The organism is Streptomyces sp. NPDC038200 (assembly GCF_055600785.1).
The window spans coordinates 1-16,892 of sequence record NZ_JBVJYH010000039.1; the positions used below are offsets into that span (position 1 = coordinate 1).

18 protein-coding genes and 1 pseudogene are annotated in these 16,892 nt (G+C 69.2%); 9 read left to right on the top strand and 10 right to left on the bottom strand.

The features are described from left to right. The first annotated feature begins 334 nt into the window (after window positions 1-334). The gene (locus tag ACZ7KF_RS40640) at window positions 335-754 is read left to right on the top strand and encodes a hypothetical protein (protein ID WP_471087451.1); all 420 of its coding nucleotides are present in this window, start codon (window positions 335-337) and stop codon (window positions 752-754) included. Between the two features lie 179 nt (window positions 755-933). Here ACZ7KF_RS40640 and ACZ7KF_RS40645 read toward each other — a convergent pair whose 3' ends face one another. Next, on the bottom strand, window positions 934-1,230 hold the full coding sequence (locus ACZ7KF_RS40645) for a hypothetical protein (RefSeq protein WP_471087454.1): 297 nt from the start codon (window positions 1,228-1,230) through the stop codon (window positions 934-936). A gap of 251 nt (window positions 1,231-1,481) precedes the next feature. On the opposite strand from ACZ7KF_RS40645, the gene ACZ7KF_RS40650 reads away from it, so the two are divergent. Genes ACZ7KF_RS40650 through ACZ7KF_RS40660 form a run of 3 tightly spaced genes read left to right on the top strand, consistent with a single transcriptional unit; the run spans window position 1,482 to window position 5,024 of the window. Continuing rightward, a complete protein-coding gene (locus ACZ7KF_RS40650; RefSeq protein WP_471087457.1) occupies window positions 1,482-1,826 on the top strand; it encodes a hypothetical protein in 345 nt (114 codons plus the stop codon). Window positions 1,827-1,884: 58 nt separating this feature from the next. Next, a complete protein-coding gene (locus ACZ7KF_RS40655; protein ID WP_471087460.1) occupies window positions 1,885-2,373 on the top strand; it encodes a hypothetical protein in 489 nt (162 codons plus the stop codon). Continuing rightward, on the top strand, window positions 2,370-5,024 hold the full coding sequence (locus ACZ7KF_RS40660; RefSeq protein ID WP_471087463.1) for a helicase associated domain-containing protein: 2,655 nt from the start codon (window positions 2,370-2,372) through the stop codon (window positions 5,022-5,024). Before ACZ7KF_RS40655 ends, ACZ7KF_RS40660 begins: the two co-directional genes overlap by 4 nt. A gap of 186 nt (window positions 5,025-5,210) precedes the next feature. Here ACZ7KF_RS40660 and ACZ7KF_RS40665 read toward each other — a convergent pair whose 3' ends face one another. The 4 genes from ACZ7KF_RS40665 to ACZ7KF_RS40680 form a co-directional block, all read right to left on the bottom strand. Further along, on the bottom strand, window positions 5,211-5,396 hold the full coding sequence (locus ACZ7KF_RS40665) for a hypothetical protein (RefSeq protein ID WP_471087466.1): 186 nt from the start codon (window positions 5,394-5,396) through the stop codon (window positions 5,211-5,213). 428 nt (window positions 5,397-5,824) lie between these two features. Beyond that, the gene (locus ACZ7KF_RS40670) at window positions 5,825-5,950 is read right to left on the bottom strand and encodes a hypothetical protein (RefSeq protein ID WP_471087469.1); all 126 of its coding nucleotides are present in this window, start codon (window positions 5,948-5,950) and stop codon (window positions 5,825-5,827) included. 115 nt (window positions 5,951-6,065) lie between these two features. Beyond that, window positions 6,066-6,653: an isochorismatase family protein gene (locus tag ACZ7KF_RS40675; protein WP_471087472.1), complete on the bottom strand. Its 588-nt coding sequence runs from the start codon at window positions 6,651-6,653 to the stop codon at window positions 6,066-6,068. Between the two features lie 369 nt (window positions 6,654-7,022). Next, a complete protein-coding gene (locus tag ACZ7KF_RS40680; RefSeq protein WP_471087475.1) occupies window positions 7,023-7,427 on the bottom strand; it encodes a hypothetical protein in 405 nt (134 codons plus the stop codon). Between the two features lie 424 nt (window positions 7,428-7,851). On the opposite strand from ACZ7KF_RS40680, the gene ACZ7KF_RS40685 reads away from it, so the two are divergent. Beyond that, a complete protein-coding gene (locus tag ACZ7KF_RS40685) occupies window positions 7,852-8,247 on the top strand; it encodes a MerR family transcriptional regulator (protein WP_471087478.1) in 396 nt (131 codons plus the stop codon). Window positions 8,248-8,353: 106 nt separating this feature from the next. After that, window positions 8,354-9,277 carry an NADP-dependent oxidoreductase gene (locus ACZ7KF_RS40690; protein ID WP_471087556.1) on the top strand — a complete coding sequence of 308 codons (924 nt, stop codon included), beginning with the start codon at window positions 8,354-8,356 and terminating at the stop codon, window positions 9,275-9,277. A 27-nt stretch (window positions 9,278-9,304) separates the two neighbouring features. Here ACZ7KF_RS40690 and mobF read toward each other — a convergent pair. Then, window positions 9,305-10,318: pseudogene (mobF, locus tag ACZ7KF_RS40695) on the bottom strand (MobF family relaxase); the annotation flags it as partial. A gap of 118 nt (window positions 10,319-10,436) precedes the next feature. On the opposite strand from mobF, the gene ACZ7KF_RS40700 reads away from it, so the two are divergent. Together ACZ7KF_RS40700 and ACZ7KF_RS40705 are read left to right on the top strand one after the other, a co-directional pair. After that, window positions 10,437-10,634 (top strand): hypothetical protein, encoded by a 198-nt coding sequence (locus ACZ7KF_RS40700; protein ID WP_471087481.1) that lies wholly within the window; start codon window positions 10,437-10,439, stop codon window positions 10,632-10,634. Window positions 10,635-10,858: 224 nt separating this feature from the next. Continuing rightward, window positions 10,859-11,149 carry a hypothetical protein gene (locus ACZ7KF_RS40705; RefSeq protein WP_471087484.1) on the top strand — a complete coding sequence of 97 codons (291 nt, stop codon included), beginning with the start codon at window positions 10,859-10,861 and terminating at the stop codon, window positions 11,147-11,149. 89 nt (window positions 11,150-11,238) lie between these two features. Here ACZ7KF_RS40705 and ACZ7KF_RS40710 read toward each other — a convergent pair whose 3' ends face one another. From ACZ7KF_RS40710 to ACZ7KF_RS40720, 3 genes are all read right to left on the bottom strand, one after another. After that, window positions 11,239-11,961 carry an ATP-dependent DNA ligase gene (locus ACZ7KF_RS40710; protein ID WP_471087487.1) on the bottom strand — a complete coding sequence of 241 codons (723 nt, stop codon included), beginning with the start codon at window positions 11,959-11,961 and terminating at the stop codon, window positions 11,239-11,241. A 10-nt stretch (window positions 11,962-11,971) separates the two neighbouring features. Beyond that, the gene (locus ACZ7KF_RS40715) at window positions 11,972-12,907 is read right to left on the bottom strand and encodes an ADP-ribosylglycohydrolase family protein (RefSeq protein ID WP_471087490.1); all 936 of its coding nucleotides are present in this window, start codon (window positions 12,905-12,907) and stop codon (window positions 11,972-11,974) included. Window positions 12,908-13,047: 140 nt separating this feature from the next. Then, window positions 13,048-13,251, bottom strand: coding sequence for a hypothetical protein (locus tag ACZ7KF_RS40720; RefSeq protein ID WP_471087493.1), 204 nt, complete (start codon window positions 13,249-13,251; stop codon window positions 13,048-13,050). 1,219 nt (window positions 13,252-14,470) lie between these two features. Between ACZ7KF_RS40720 and ACZ7KF_RS40725 the strand changes: the two genes are divergently transcribed. Further along, window positions 14,471-15,097, top strand: coding sequence for a hypothetical protein (locus ACZ7KF_RS40725; RefSeq protein WP_471087496.1), 627 nt, complete (start codon window positions 14,471-14,473; stop codon window positions 15,095-15,097). 1,095 nt (window positions 15,098-16,192) lie between these two features. Here ACZ7KF_RS40725 and ACZ7KF_RS40730 read toward each other — a convergent pair. Beyond that, on the bottom strand, window positions 16,193-16,831 hold the full coding sequence (locus ACZ7KF_RS40730) for a TetR family transcriptional regulator (RefSeq protein ID WP_471087499.1): 639 nt from the start codon (window positions 16,829-16,831) through the stop codon (window positions 16,193-16,195). Between the last annotated feature and the right edge of the window lie 61 nt (window positions 16,832-16,892).

Sequence of the window (16,892 nt, forward strand, 5' to 3'; positions counted from 1 at the left end):
AGCGGAGCTGCTCGCTCCGCGTGAGCAGCTCCACCAGCCCGGCTGCGCCGGGCTGGTGGAGCTCCGTCCGCTGCGCTCCCGGAGCTGCGGGGCCTGCGACCCCGTGAGGTGGCCTCCGCTGCGCTCCAGCCACGGGGCGCAGCGCCCCAAGAGGCCGGCCCCGCTGCGCGGGGCGGCCAACGGGCCTGCGGCCCTGGCAAGCGAGGTGAGGGGGTCGGGGGCCGTGGAGGATCAGAATCCGTTTTCGAGGGGTGGGTGCCCCGATCCCTGGAGCGTGGAACTCGTCCACGCTCCAGGCTGTTTGATCCTTCTTCAGGCTTTTAAGCTTTGACTCATGACGCAGAGGAAAAGCAGCTGGTTACTTGTCGGCCTTTTGGTCATCGGATTTACCGTGGTCATTGGCCTGATGAGTGCAGTGTCCTGGTTTCAGGAAGATCAACAGAAGCCGTCCAGACCAGCGGCGGATGACTTGACTCTTGCCAAGGCCCCATACATGTCTATTTCGGGTCCGGGTGTGCAGGCCTCCATAAGCAACTCATCCGGTCTCGCATGCTCCTACGTTGTCAAGGTACAGATATCCGGTTCGAGCGTTTCTGGCACGCAACTTTCCGCTGAGGGCTCCGAGACGGTGTTTGTCGCTGCAGAAGACGACGAGCAATTCGTTGTCGGTGTCGTCGAGCCCCTGGGGGGCGAGCACATGGAGTACCTGGAGAAGGTCAAACTCCTCTCGATCGATCGCTCCTGCTCGGAGTGAACGGTGCGGTACCGCACGGTGGTCGCTCGTCACAAGGGCCGACGGCGCTGTGTGGGGACGATCAACGAGCCTATGGCTCGCTCACCTGCAGAGGCGGAGCTTGCCTGGTTCGGTCACGGCTCTGCCCGGCAGGCATGGCCGGGACCTGGCCGGCTTCATGAGCAAGGGGTGACGGGCTCTCAGGCGTGGGCGTGGCGGTGGGTGCTCGGCAGTTTGTGAGGGGCAGCGTGGTGAACGGGCCGGCCTGTTGCGGGGACTGCGAGTCGCCGCAGGGCGAGGGTCGCGGTGCCGAGCAATGCGGTGAAGACGGCCAGGAGGAGGACGGACACCCACATCTGCCGGCTCCCTGGGGCCTGCCATCCGGTCCAGGCCGCGGATCCCGTCCACAGCAGGATGGCCGCAGCGTAGAAGGAGCGGATACGGCGCAGTTGCCGCACGGCCCGCAGGAACTGGATGCGTTCGGTCTTCGGTGCCATGCGGCACCGTGTACCCCGATGCACGATGCCCACCGGGGGCGGACGGGATCTTGGGTGGGGGCTCTGTCGAAGAGTCTTGCAAGCCTGCATCTCAATGTGATGCAGCATGTAGCATTGGCGTAAATCGAGGACACCCGGTAGCAGGGCCGGGCGCCACATCAGCCTCGGTGCTTTGCGCAAGCAGTGGCTGATGGCCTGGATACCGGTCGAGCTGAGCGTGGCGGTGGTCGGCGTACTTGGGGAGGAGCGGGATGGTGGGCTGGTACGTGCTGGTGGAGCGGGTCAGTTACGGGGAGTGGGAACTGGTGGACAAGGTCCCCGTCGAAGGCGGAGAGGAGGCGGCCCTCGCGCGCGCTGAGGAGACCGCTCGCACACGTCGCCCGAGGTACAGCACCGACTCCAGTTCGTGCGGCCGATTGGTCTTCCGCACTTCACCGACGAGCTGGCTCGTGGAGCTGGCCACGTCGTCCTGGAGCAAGGGCGACAAGTCGCCGACCACGTACACCGAGCACCTGAACATCCGTGTGGCCGAACTCGTCCACGTACAGGAACTGATCCCTGCCGAGGCGCCCAAGAAGGGCCGCTTCGGCCGGTGAACGCAGCGCGCCTTCTCGTCCTCGCACTGACGGTAGCTCAAGGGAGTGCGCATGGCGCATGACCGCAGGTCTTCGCCCCCTCGACCCGGACTCCACTTACAGCGACGCCTCGATCTGCGTGGACGCGGAGGCCGCTCCACGGGTCCTGGGCCGGCTTCGAGACGCCCTCGGCCTCAAAGACGACGGTGCGGAGCTGACCGTCGGGCCGGTGCGCGTGTCCGGCGAGCCCAGCGACTACGCGACAGGCAGGCGCGCCCACCCCTTCGACTTCCTTGAGTGGCCGACCGTGCTGGAGTGCGAGGCCGCCGATGGAGCGCCGGCCGAGGAGGTAGTCCAAGCCGTCACGGCCGTGCTTGAGGCGCTGTGGCGTGGCGGGTTCAAAGCCGTAGCCGCCTGCGACTTCGAGGACGAGCTGCCCGCACGCGGCGGGATCGACAGGTACCCCTACCCCGCTCCCGCCCTCGGAGGGGGCGCGGTCTCTTCGGGCACGGGCACGTGGTGGAAGAACCTGATTTCGCCCGGAAAAAGGAAAGGTCGAAATCTGTGATCAGCCTCCGGGAACATCAGGTGACCCAGAAAACATCAATTCGGGAATGGGTCCGATTCTTTGCAAGATCTTCTGTTCCCGCGCAGGGGGCTCGGGGCACGCTGGTGTCCGCCACCGGATCCGGTAAGACGATCACTGCTGCCGCGAGCGCGCTGGAGTGTTTCCCGGGCGGCCGGATCCTCGTGACCGTTCCCACCTTGGACCTGCTCGCGCAGACCGCCCATGCGTGGCGGGCGGTCGGGCATCGGGCGCCGATGGTGGCGGTGTGCTCGCTGGAGAACGACCCGGTGCTGGGCTCGCTGGGGGTGCGCACCACCACCAATGCGATCCAGCTTGCCCTGTGGGCCGGAACCGGGCCCGTGGTCGCGTTCGCCACCTACGCTTCCCTGGTGGACCGCGAGGACCCGGAGGACCCGACGGGCCAGCGGACGGTCCGCGGGCCGCTGGAGGCCGCTCTGACGGGCGGGGAATGGCTCTACGGCCAGCAGATGGCCCCGTTCGACCTCGCCATCGTGGACGAAGCCCACTCAACCGCCGGTGATCTTGGTCAGCCGTGGGCGGCGATCCACGACAACGCCCGCATCCCCGCCGACTTCCGGCTCTACCTCACCGCCACCCCGCGCATCCTCGCCTCCCCCCGCCCGAACAAGGGCGCCGGCGGGATGGAGGTGGAGCTGGCGTCCATGGGGCAGGACTCGCAGACGTACGGTCCCTGGCTGGCTGAGCTGGGGCTGTCGGAGGCGATCGAGCGGGGCATCCTCGCCGGATTCGAGATCGACGTTCTCGAGATCCACGACCCCTCACCCGTCCTCGGAGAATCCGAGGAGGCGCGGCGGGGCCGGCGCCTGGCGCTGCTGCAGACCGCACTTCTGGAGCACGCCGCCGCCTGGAACCTGCGCACCGTCATGACGTTCCACCAGAAGGTGGAGGAGGCCGCCGCGTTCGCGGAGAAGCTGCCGGAGACGGCGGCCGAGCTATACGTCAACGACGCCTCGGACGCGGACCTGGCGGCCGCAGACCGGCTCCCCAAGTCGTCGATCGACGCGGAGTTCTACGAGCTGGAGGCCGGCCGCCACGTACCGCCGGACCGCGTGTGGTCGGCGTGGCTGTGCGGCGACCACCTCGTGTCCGAGCGGCGCGAGGTGCTGCGCCAGTTCGCCAACGGGATCGACGCGGCTGGGCGCAGGGTGCACCGCGCCTTCCTCGCCAGTGTTCGCGTTCTCGGGGAAGGCGTGGACATCACGGGCGAGCGGGGTGTGGAGGCCGTCTGCTTCGCCGACGCCCGCGGCTCCCAGGTGGAAATCGTGCAGAACATCGGCCGGGCGCTCCGGCTCAACCGCGACGGGTCCACCAAGGTCGCCAGGATCATCGTGCCGGTGTTCCTGGAGCCCGGCGAGGACCCCACGGACATGGTTGCCAGCGCCTCGTTCCGCCCGCTTGTAGCCGTCCTCCAGGGCCTGCGTTCGCATGACGAACGTCTGGTCGAGCAGCTCGCTTCCCGGGTGCTCACGAGCGGGAAGCGCAAGGTGCACGTCCGGCGGGACGAGGACGGGCAGATCGTCGGGGCCGGCGGCGCGGGCGACGGCGAGGACCAGGAGGACGACGACACGCAGGCCGCCGCCGAAGCGGCCCTGCTCCACTTCTCCAGCCCCCGGGACGCGGCCACCATCGCCGCGTTCCTGCGCACCCGGGTCTACCGGCCGGAGTCGCTGGTGTGGCTGGAGGGCTATCAGGCCCTGCTGCGGTGGCGGGCGGAGAACGAGATCACCGGTCTCTACGCCGTGCCCTACGACGTTGAGGTGGAAGTTGGGGTCACGAAGGATTTTCCGCTTGGGCGCTGGGTCCACCAGCAGAGGAAGGCCCTGCGGGCCGGTGAACTGGAGGAGCGGCGCAAGCTGCTGCTGGACGCGCCTGAGGCCGGGATGGTCTGGGAGCCGAGCGAGGAAGCGTGGGAGAACAAGCTCGCCGCGCTCCGCTCCTACCGGCGCGCCACGGGGCACCTCGCACCCCGCCAGGACGCAGTGTGGGGCGAGGGCGAGGCGATGGTGCCGATCGGGCAGCACATGGCCAACCTGCGCCGGAAGGGCGGCCTGGGCAAGGACCCCGAGCGGGCCGCCGTGCGCGCGGCGCAGCTAGCCGCGATCGACCCCGACTGGAACTGCCCCTGGCCGCTCGACTGGCAACGCCAGTACCGCGTCCTCGCCGACCTCGTCGACGCCGACGGCAGCCTCCCCGACATCGCACCCGGGGTGCTGATGGACGGCGATGACATCGGGCGGTGGCTGGAGCGGCAGAAGAACCCGGGCACCTGGAAGCTGCTGTCCACCGAGCAGCAGGAGCGACTGTCCGCGTTGGGCGTACAGCCGCTTGAGGCGCCGACTCCCACCCCGGCTGCCACGCCTACGGCTAAGGGCCTGAGCAAGGCGCAGCAGGCCTTCCAGCGCGGCGTTCAGGCCCTTGCGCAGTACATCGCCCGGGAGGGCCACCACCGCGTCCCCAGGGCCCACGCAGAAGAGATCGCGGTGGAGGGCGAGTCCGCCCCGGTAGCGGTCCGGCTTGGGGTGTTTATGAGCAACACCAAGTCGAGGCGGGACAAGCTCAGCGCGGAGCAGCTGGACGCGCTGCGGAAGCTGGGCATCGACTGGGCATGACGCAGTCCGGCCGTCGGGCCGGATTGTGCGAGACCCCGGGGCCGGGACGACGGTCCCGGGGTCTCGTGCGTGAGGCCGCTGCAACACGGGTGGTGCAACAGCGGTCCCGGGCGGACATCCAGGCCTGTCGCCGCAGGTCAGGTGTGCAACGCGGCTCGGGTGTTGCAGCAGATGCCCGGGGGCCGGCTACCGGCGGCGCGGGATGGTCACCCGGGCCTCCGCCAGGACGATGCCGGTCGCCGGGTCTCGGTGCACCGGGACGTACAGGCCCCAGTCGGCGTCACCGGCCGTGAGCCAGCCTCCGGCCCACGGGGTGTCGGTGGTCTCCAGCACGCGACCGGCGAGCGGGCCACCCAGGAGTCGAACGATCACAGCGGAACCTCCATCCGGCGAGACCTTCCCGCCTCACCCCTTGGTGGGGCTCGGCACCGGAAGGACAGCACCGGGGCGCCGACGATTTCCGTCCCGGCCTCCGCCGCCGGGCTGACGGCGGCGAGGCGCGGCGGCCCCGGCCGACGCGCAACCGGCTGAGCGCGCCCCGATCCCCGGCCGCGGCCGCGCCGCCCATCCCGCCCGTCCCTTCCTCCTTCACACCAGCCAAGGGACATCGGCGAAAGCGGCCGCAACGGGGATGTCAGCGATCCGACCACGGCAAAACCGCGCGGTGACCTGCACGAACACGGGGACGGTCCTGCGGGCCGCGCAACATCTCGCGCAACCCTTGGCGCACCATCCAGCGCAACAGATAGGCGCAACCCCTTGGCGCACCCCCCGTGCTCCTGGTCGACCGAGACGCGCGGTCACGCCGCCTGGACGGCCCGCCGGGCGCGGGCCAGCTGCCGCACCTCGGAGCGCGCCGCCGGCACCGAGGGGGCGGTCTCCCAGTAGGGGTGCCACCACAGCCGTACGGGCTCCGTGACTACCACCGGAGACGGGGGACGGCCGGGCTTGGGATCGCTGAACCAGCGTTGCAAGCAGGGCAAGGACCGATCCGGTCCCTCGCCTGTGAACGCACGGGTCGGGGAAACTGAACTGGCTTGTTCAGGCGACGACGGGTTCGCCGCTCAGCGCGACGCCGGCCCGGCGCAGCTCGTCGAGTGCGGTGCGCGTGGTGTCGGCGGCGACGCCGGCGGTGTAGTCGAGCAGGACCCGCACCGTGAAGCCCGCGCGGACTCCGTCCAGTGCGGTGGCCTTCACGCAGTGATCGGTCGCGATGCCGACGACGTCGAGGGCGGTGACATCGCGGGCCTTCAGCCAGGCGGAGAGTGTCGTGCCGTCCTTGGTGAAGCCCTCGAAACCGCTTTTTGAGGCGGAGTGCGCGCCCTTGAAGACGACCTCGTCGACGTGCCCGGCGTCCACGGCGGGGGCGAAGGCCGGATGGAACTCGCCTCCTTCGCTGCCGACGACGCAGTGGACGGGGAACGAGTTCTGGAAGTCGGGGTTTTCGGAGAAGTGGTCGCCCGGGTCGATGTGGTGGTCACGGGTGGCTACGACGAAGGCGTACTGCCCGTCGGCGTGCTCGACCAGGTCGGCGATGGCGGCGGCCCGGCCCGCGCCGCCCTTCACCGGAATGCTGCCGCCCTCGCAGAAGTCCTTCTGCACATCGACGATGATCAGTGCACGACGCATGGAAAGCCCCTTCCCTGGGATGAACCACTTCTGGATGGTTGCCCGTCCGCCAGCTGGCGGGCGCGCCGCTCACCGGTCGTTCACCCAAACGACCGGGCGCTGCGCTGTGCGCAGCGTCCCGCTCGGGCCGTGACCGGCCGGGCTGACAGCACGCGGGAGGGCGCGTGCGTCGCAAGTCGGTGTCAGGTTGCGGGCAGCACTTCCCCGCCCGGGACACTCGCCTGGCCCTCGGTCCACAGGTGCGCTGCCAGGCGGGTCGAAACACCCGCTCAACCGCTCTCCAGGCTGGCAGGATCACCGGCATGCGCATCACACCCCACCCGGGGGACAACCCGTACAACCTGCTCCAGGCCCGGGCGGGCGGTGTGGCTAGAGGCCGCCGACCTTGACCGGGAAGCGCTGGATCGTGGCGACGACGGTATCCGGATGCTTGGGGTCAATGAGGTCGACCGGGTTGTGGAGCTGGAACAGGGCGCGCTTCGGCGGGAACTGGGCGAGTGAGCCCGTGAGCACTGCCCGGTCCTTGGTGGTCAGGGCCACAGGCGTGTGCTTGGCGCGCTCACCCCTCGTCTCGGGCTGGTCGATCGTCATGGTGAAGCTCGGCACCATGTTCTGCTCGTATCTGGGCGGGAAGGCCTGGGTGATCCGCAGGAGCGCCCTGGGGTCGACGTCCACGTCGTTCTGTTCGATGGTGATGGAGTCACCTTCGGCGCGGGTTAGGGAGGCTCGGTAGAACGCCGAGCGCATACGGAAGGACGACCTACGAACGGCCACACGATCGCCGTTTCGCCTTCCGTCCGGAGCGCATAGTTGTCGCAGCCGCGTGCGCCGGAGCTGTCGGGGAAGCGGTGGAGCGCGCAGCGCCGCACGGTGACCCCGGTCCACCCTGCATGTCACGCGGAACCGGCTTGAGGCCACCGGCAGCATGGGAAGTGCTGGGTCACGGGTGACCAGACGTCGCATCGCCCACTGGCAGTGTTCTCACCTCAGCAGCCGGCAGCGGGCCGGCTCGTAGGGCAGCCGCCAGGTGGCTCCCACGGAGGTTGTCGGCGTACTGAGAAAAGTGCTCAGGCGTGTACAGACGAACGTGCTCAGTCGTGGGACCGGGACGACGACCTTGCGGCCGTGGGGGTGTCCGCGAGCGTCCATGACTCGCTGGCGGTCTGGACTTGGAGCACGCGGGCGTAGGCTCTCAGGGATGCGGATAGGCGAGTTGTCCAAGCGCACGGGCGTGAGTCCGCGCTCACTGCGGTACTACGAAGAGCAGGGCCTGCTGACCAGCTCACGCTCCGACGCGGGGCAGCGTCACTATTCCGATGCTGCGGTCCAGCGCGTGTCGCTCATCCGACGGCTGTTCGACGCGGGTATGTCCAGCCATGTGATCGCGACTGTGCTGCCGTGTGTGGACGTCCCGGGTGACCTGGGCGTCGCTGAGGAGACGTTCACAGCGATGATGCGCGAGCGCGACCGGATCGACGCCGACATTGCGCACCTGATCGAGACCCGGGATGCACTCGACGTGCTAATCAGGGCCAATAGCCGGCACCGGGCGGAGCTGTCCACGGGCCCGGAACCGGTGACGCAGTCGGCCTGATGCTGTGATCTGCGTCTCAGCCGGTTGCCCCTTACATCAATGTCAGAGGTGAGGATGGCGACAACGCCCGGAATCACCGGGGCGGTTATACGAGAGGCGGCGAAAGATGGGGCAGGCGTGGGGTTTCGGCAGGTATGGCGGGCCTGAGGTGCAGGAGTTCTTCGATCGTCCCGATCCCCTCCCCGGTCGCGGCGAGGTGCTGATCCGGGTCGACGTCGCTGGCGTGAATCCCCTCGACCACCTTCTGCGCTCGGGTCTGGTCGACGGGCTCGATGGCGGGCGTCCGTTTCCCCGCGTGCTGGGCATGGAGGCAGCCGGAACGGTTCTCGCGCGAGGCGAGGACGTCGAGGGGCTCGAGGTGGGTGAGGCGGTCTTCGGCTTCGCACTCACTGGTGGCGGCACCTACGCCGAGACGACGGTGCTGTCCGCGCCGAACACCGCGCGCATTCCGGAGGGTCTGTCCGCGACCGTGGCGGCGACGCTGCCAGTGACCGGGACGACCGCGGTGGACGTGCTCGACCAGCTCGGCCTCCCGGCCGGTGCCACGGTTCTGGTCAACGGGGTCGGGGGCGGGGTCGGTCTCGCCGTCGCCCGGCTGGCTATCGGGCGCGAGCTGCGTGTGATCGGCACCGGGAGTACCGCCAAACGCGAGCACGCCGAGGCCATCGGGGTGCGGTTCATCGATTACATGGCCGGGGACGTCGTCTCCGCGGCACGCGAGCTGGTTCCGGACGGCTTCGACGGGATCGTCGACCTGGTCGGAGGCGCCTCGCTGCGGACGGTCGTTCCGCTGGCCCAGGACCCTCGCAACGTCATCGCTGTGGGTGATATGTCTGTGCCCGATCTCGGTGGGCGTTTCGTCGAGCGTCGCGTCGACCGCGAAAACCTGGAGCGGTCGGCCCGGCTGGCCCTCGACGGGCTCCTCGCACCCGTGATCACCGCGGTCCACCCGCTCTCCGACGCCCCGGCCGCCCTCGCCACCGTCGAGAACGGTCACACCTCGGGCAAGGTTGTCATCAAGGTGGCATGAGGAGTGCTCGGCCGCCCGACGCTGTCGCTCCGTGCGCTTGGGCGGGCGGGTCTGGTCGGCGGCCTGGCAGGCCAGCGCGTAGGAGGCCCGCTCTCCCGGCGCGTGCCCCTGCCGTTCCTCATACTTGGCCGTCAGGACGGGGAGCGCGTCCTCGATCTGCTGGCGGCGGGTCGACTGCCAGGCGATCAGCCGCTGGTCGATGCCCGCGATCTCCATGACAGGCCGGCGGCCGGGCGTCACCTCGCGCGGCTCCCACGCCCACCCGAGCCGGGCGGACACCTCCTCCATGAAGTACAGGAGGTAGAGAGTGTCGGCCGCGACGATGTGGGCCATCAGCGAGTCCGCCGACAGGTTGCCCCACGTCCCCTTGTCGTCCGGCCGCCGGGCACGGATCGACACCACCGCGTGATCGTGGAGCAGCGGCTTCGACTCGGCAGCTCTCGACTCGTAGTGCCGGAACACCGCGACGATGAGCCCGTCCCGGATCGGCTTGCGGATCTTGCCGCCGCTCTTCCAGCGCATCTCCGCGACCGAATCCTCGAACCACGCCAGCGTCTTGTCCCTGGCGATGTCCTGGCACAGCTCCAGTACCAGCCGGGTTTCGTCATCTCCGAGCGCCCACGCGATGTGTGCCGTCGACGGCGCCCGGAACACCAGGTCCATGGCCAGCCAGGGCGTCCGCTCCTTGGCCTTGTCGGTCTTCGGTGAGCGGTTGTGCTCGATGGGCCTGCCCAGCACGGTCGCCTGCCGCGCCGCTGCCGGATCGTCGCCCGCCTCCAGGCGCTCGCGCTCGATCCGGTCGGCATCCGGGTGCCGGCCCTCCCCCAGGAGCAGTTCGGCCTGCCGCTCGGTCACCACGTCCCCGGCCCTGAGACCGAGCGCGGCCAGGCCCCGGCCCTTCCAGACGCCGGGCGGGACACCGGCTTCGTCCTGGGCGGCGCGCAGCGGCGTACCTGCGGCGCGGCGTCCGTCGCCGACCATCACGCCACGGAAGAGATAGCGCCACCCGTTCCCCGGGCGGACTGCCGACATGCTGATCATCGGCCCATGGAACCGCGGCGTTGACCGGCGAGAATGCGCGATCCGGGGTCCTTCCCGCCGGGCGGGCCGTCCGGACAGCCCGAGACGGTAAGCCACCGACCTGTACACAGTGCGCCGCATGACTCACGAACTGCTCCACGAAGACCTCTGCCCGCTGTGCCGCCGCCCCCTCATGCTGCGCCCGACCGTCACCGTCCACTCGAACGTGCCGTACCCCACCCGGACCGACTACCTGCCCCACTGCACCAGCTGCGCCAACAATCCGGCCGACAAGCAGAAGTGGTTCGACCTGATGAGCGCCCGCTACAGCGGCTGACCCGGGCCGTGCGAATACTGCGCCACAACCACACCAGCACCACCCACCACGAAATCCGCCCCGAGCCGACTCCAACGCCATCCAACGCGCACCAACGCACCACTCTTTCCCCAACCGCCCACCACCGCTGAGCGCACCGCGTCACTGACACCCTTCAACACGAACAGCCACCACCGCCCCCGGCCGACTCCGGCCGGGGGCTTCGTGCGTCCTGGAGGTTCACCGTGCCCACCTACGAGGCCCTGCTGCGCTTCGCCGCCGACCTGGACCGCCTGACCCCAGAGCAGCGCCGTCGCTTCCGCCGCACCGTGGCGGCCTTCGTCGAGGACCTGCGCACCGGCAACTTCCGCGCCGGCCTTCGCATCAAGGGCATACGGCGCGCACCCGGCGTCTTCGAACTCACCTGGGACGGCAACGGCCGCGCGACGTGGCAGTACGGGCCGGAGCAGACACCGGGCGTCTGCCACGTCGTGTGGCGCCGGATCGGCACCCACGACATCCTCACGGGCCCGTGACACTGCGGCCCCGCCCGGCAGGCGCTCCGCTGGCCGTGAGGGGAGGTCATCCGCTGGCCGACTGGGCACCAGCTCCGAAGGGCGGGACATCAGTGACCGCGACATCGAGCCGGAGCCGGGCGCAGCGCACCGGGTGCCGCCATGATCCGCGCTCCAGCGCGGTGTCCACCATGATCTCCGCAATCAGCACCGGTTCGACCAGCACGACGTCCAGCGGGGTGCGCGACCCCCCACGAGGTCGTGAACCGCACGCCCTCCCACGAGTGTCCGGGCCTTGCCGGTGCCAGCCGCTCGGCGAGGTCGCGCGCCGATTCCGGCCGTAGCGGCGTACTGCGGGCCACCGGCCGGAGCACCCCGGCCTCGTCGAAGCGGCCCAGCACGAGCGTCTGCGGCCGGCGCACACTGCCGGTGATCGCCCCGATCACCGCCTCGGTGGAGTCCCGGCGCCGCACCTTGTAGAACGCGCGGGCTCTCGGCAGATACCGCTGACCGCTCCCCCGGATCACCAGACCTTCCACGCCGGGCACCTGCGTCCAGGAGGTCAGCCAGTCCTGCGCCGTCGCCACATCCGTGGTCTCGGGGCAGAGCGTCCACGGGGCACTCAGCCCGCGGTCGGCGAACAACTGCTCCAACTGGGCGCGCCGCTCCTGGCCGTCGATCTGGAGGAGGTCGAAGGCGATGAAGTGCGCGGGTTCCTCTGCGGCGAGGCGGGCGGCGGTGCGGCCGCCGGAGACCGCTCGCCGCTGGAGCGCTTCGAACGACATCCTGTCCTTGGCCCACACGACCAGCTCGCCGTTTATGCGGTCTACCACACCTGTCTCATCAGCGGCCCTCTGCGAGGCGGTGTGCAAGGTGGAGCAGGTCTGTCAGGTGCAGCACCCGTCCGTCGAATCCGGGGAGGGGCACGTGAAGTGGCTGGGTCCAGCGGGTGGGGATTGCATCCAGTCCGTAGTACGCCCCTGCGAGGCCTCCGGTCACCGCGGCGACCGTGTCCGTGTCACCGCCGAGGTCGATCGCCGCGCGTATCGCGTCTTCGAAACTGTTGGTGGTGCGCAGGGCCCAGACGGCGGACCCCAGGCAGGGCCAGACGGCACCGTTGAACTCGGTCGCCTGATCGGGGTGCCAGTCGGGCGCGAGGACGGTGGCGTAGCGGCCGCGGTGGTCGGGGTGGACGAGAGCCAGGATGTCCGGGAGCGCGGTGAGTGGGCCGGTGTCCTCGAGCGTGACGCGGATGAGTTCGTGGAAGATCGCGGTGCCTTCCCAAGCCGCGCGGTCGCCATGAGTGAGGGCAGCGATGCGCCGGGCCGCGTTCATGCTGGCTTCCTGGCCGGCGGCTGCGAAGCAGACCGCGGAGGTCGATGCCCGCATCAAGGAGCCGTTTCCCGCTGCTCGCTGGTTGACCTGGAAATGAATCGCAGCGGCGAGGTCCCAGGGCATGCCGTTGGTCAGGACGTCTTCGGTCTGCAAGCCGATGTCCTTCGGTTCTGATGCTGCCCACCGCTGGAAGCGGGTGAAGATGTCCGGCAGATCCAGTCCGTCCCGCTCCAACAGCGACTCCGCGACCAGGACGGCCATCTGCGTGTCGTCAGTGGCTTCGCCAGGATCCCAGCCACCGCCTCCGCACATCTCACCACCAGCACCAGGCGCGGGAAACCGTGCAGAGAACGCTCCCGGAGGACCGAACTCGAAGGGACCGCCCAGCGCGTCACCCACCGCTGAGCCGACGACCGCGCCAGCGGCCCGCTGAATCCACTCCATCCGCGCAGGTTATCTGCGTCGCGCCGACGGCCGCGCGACTGTATTTCCTTGTTCGGTTCCCCGAACCATCGGCGGCGAACGTGCCTCGTCTACGGAGGTGCGCCGCCTGAGACACCATGGGGCTGAGGCAGCTGGACAGGTCACATAACCCCGTCGAAGACCAGGCCGTCGGGCAGGTCCGCGGTCGCGCCCACGAGGTCCGGGAAGCTGCTCTGCATGAGGCTGCCACGCCGGGACTGCACCAACAGCTGGCCGGGCACCGGCCACGGGGTGAAGACGAGCGCCCGGTAGCCGTCCTTCTCCAGACTGAGGCATGTCTCAGAGACATCAATCCGCAGGCCCATGAAGCGCAGCCCGCGAGCGGTGGAGGACCCTGCCCAGGCCCGTGCACGCGGTTCCGGACCGCTGCCCGGGTTGCCTCATGGGAGGCGTCGCCAACGGGTGCCCCACCCCGGGGTGGGAGGGCCGAACCGACGCGAGCCCGCCCACACGCAGTGTGCCGGGCTCGCTCGGGCCTGTCCAGGGCGCCAAGTTCCGTGAGTTGTGCAGCGCCACCGAGGGTGATACAGCGCTCAAAGACGTCTTCTGCCCATACGCGGCCTATGCCCGGCGCGACCTGGTGGCGATGCCCGGCGGTCAGGAGCCGCGACCCACTCGGCTCGTTCAGGGCTCCAGATCCGATCGACGAGCTCACCGGCACGGACGACTGTCGCGAGCCATCCCGCTGATGTCCAGCGAATGAGCGCTGAAATATCCGAGTTGTCAGTCTCCAGCGCATCAAAGGTCATGATGAGCAGCTGTGCAAGCGCGTCTTCTGGCATGTCGACGTCGAGGCAGACTCGAGTGCCTCCCGGGGAAATGAGAACTGCTTGCCCGGCCTCACCTACAGATGATTCGCGCTCGAGTTCACGCTGCAGGATCCGTTTGAGAGCGCTGCGTGTCGCCCGACTGAGGCGCCCTCCGACATCCGTGCCAAGCGCACTGGCTACTGCTTGCACGAACGGCACAAGTGTTGCCGCTGCGATGAACATCGCTACATGGTTGCTGCTGAACCCACCATCGTTCGGGTCCACGAATCTCGCGGTCAGATGAGGTGGCATTGGGTTCTTCGGTGCTGGAGCTGCAGGATCTTCCTGCGAAGATGTATCGGACACCGGCGCCACCTCTCGTGGTCCGCTTTTGTCCTCGTAAATCTAGTCGACGGCAGAGCGCTGACGACGCCTGCCGCTAATTCACCGTTCAGCAGGACTCCGTTCCACGGTCTTCCGCTGTCGACCACGCATGTGTGCAAGGCAGTGTCCTGCGCTGCGGTGAGACACATTCTCGCGTCTGGAAAACCGTCGAACTTGGGCTGAAATCGCAGCTCACCGGGCAGCGCACCCGGCGCGGGCACCGTGTCGCGGGCCTGCGCCGGCATCGGTTCCACCGGCGGCCGAAGGACCATGCGTCCGGTCTACGGGCTGCCCGGTGCTTCCGCGACCTGGCACGGCCAGTGGTGTCGCGGGCGTCATCATGTGATCAGCGCGCACGACCTTGCGCGGTCACATCTCGTTTGGGCGGGGCATGAAGCTGACGACCGAGCCGGGCCACGTGGAGATGCTGGCGGAGGAGACCGTCGTCGCGGCGTGCACGCTGGCCGACGCCGCCGACCGGTCACGGTGGAGCGTGGGCGCGGTGGAGGACGTGGCCGCCGCCCTTGGAGTCCTGGCCGGTGCGCTCGCCCAGCTCGACCTGGAGTGTGCGGAGATCCTCGCTGTCGTGCCTGTGGCGGCGGCCGCCGTGGTGGAGCGCGCCGAACAGGCCGGGGCCGGAACCAGCCCGAGTGAGGTCGGCGGCAGGGCGGCGGCCGGAACGAGTGCGGCGCTGCGCCGGGCACTCGCTGCTCAGGGTCTGTCCCGGCACCGTGTCCACCAGCTCGGGGCTGCGCTGGTGACCGTGACGCTGGATGCCCCCGAGGCGCAGGCCCTGGCGGTCCTCCTCAGCCGACGCGACGCCCTTCCCGGCCAGGTGCAGCAGGACGACGCCGGGTGGGTGCCGGGCCAGCGGAGACCGCGGCCGCCGCGCTCGCCGACGCCCTCCGCGCCCACGGAGTTGGCGCGTACACCGGGTCCTGTCCTCCGGCCAGGTGAGCGCCGGCCTCACCCCGCAGACCGCCCAGGCGGTGGTCGCAGCCCTCACCGCGCGGGCTGACGCCGCGTCACGCGGCAAGCGGCGCGGGCTCGGCTCCGGCTTCAAGGGCATCGCCGCCGGATAGTTGGCGCCGTAGCGCTGCCGCTCCTTCCGTGTTTCCCGCGGGAAACACGTCTCACTGGTCGGGCGAGATGCCGAAGACCTACCGCGACGACTGCCCGGTGCCGATCTTCGCGCCGCACAGCATGCCCCGCAGCTCGCGGGGGCCGGGCCCTGTCGCCTGATGACGTCTTCCACGTTCGAGTGAGTCGAACGACTTGGAAACCATTGTTTCCAGACCCTGAAACGCACGAAGGCCCGTGCCCTGTGGATGCGACAGGAGGCACGAGCCTTCGTGTGCTCACGCGGTCAGGCCGCCCAGCTCGCAGGCGCACCTTCGTCAGAGTTGGGGATGCCGGGCCGCCCTGCTCGACCTCGTCGTCCAGCTCGGCCTCCAGCAGCGTCATCGCGGCCAGGCCGCCCGAGCTCTCACCCTGACCCTGCGCTTCGCGGGCGGCACCGTCTGGGAGAAGACCCTCCGGCCACGACGAGGACCTGCGCACCGTCGCCTACCAGCTGATGGACGCCGCCGGCCTGCAACGCGCCCGCCTGACCAGGATCGGCTTGAGAGCCGAGGACTTCATCGATGCCGACCAGTCGCCGAGCAGATCAGCCTGGACGGCGCCCGGGAGCCCCGCCTGCTCGCCGAGCAGGCCATGGACCGCATCCGCGACAAGTACGGACCCGCATCCGTCGGGCCGGCCACCCTCGTGTCCCTGCGCCGGGCTTGATGACGTCGACGTGGACCCGGCGAGGCGGATCACACCAGTGCCACGACGCGACATCTTCGACTACATCAGAAGCCTCCCCACCCGGCATGGCCGCCTAGGGGAGATCGACTTCCTGGCACGCTTGTACGACCTGGAGGGCCTTCCCTATGGCGGCAGCCACCGCCGAAAGGGCCGGATTGTTGCACGCGTACAACATCCGGTGCCCCAGAGAGGCGCCTCCAAGCAGACACCAGTGCCATCCTCGGCCAGCCGGAGTTCGCGACTCGCCGCAGAGCCCGCGAAACGCCAAGATCGTCACAGGCCCGCGGGAGAGCGCCCTGTCCACTCAGCTGTCCTGTGCTGCCGCTGCCGCGACCGCGGGGATTACCGCGAAGGCTTTGTGCATGTGCTGGATGAGTGCCGCGCGGTCCTGCTGTGTGGCGTCCGATGAGGTCCACGTCTCCAGTGCGCAGTGCCAGGCGGCCAGCATGAGGTCGAGCAGCAGGCGCAGTTCGGTGTGGCCGGGATGCTGTCCGGCCAGCCGGTCCGCCACGATCCGGACGACGTTCGCGGAGACCTCTGAGCAGTGGCGCAGGCTGTGTGCGGTCAGCGCGGGGGTTCGGTCGGCCAGGCTGCGGCTGGCCAGGAAGCGCTGCTCCCATCCGTCCGCCATCTGCTCCAGTGCCGCGAACAGCGCGTCTTTGTAGGCGCTGAACAGGTGCTCGCTGGGCAGGGGCCGGTTGTCGATGTATGTGCTGTAGGCGGCCCACAGTTCCTTCTCCGGGGCCAGGGCCACGTCTTCCTTCGAGGTGAACGTACGGAAGAAGGTGCGCTTGGAGATGTCGACCGCGTCAACGATCTCGTCCAGGGTGACCGCGGTGAAGCCCCGTGCGGTGAACAGCTCAAGGGCCGTATCGACCAGAGCTTGACGGGTCCGCAGCTTTTTTCGCTCACGCAGCGGCACTTCCTTCGGGTCCTTCTGCATGAGCGAAGCCTACCAGTAGCTTTCGCCCCTTGTAGGCTTATGCCACTCAGTGGCACTATCG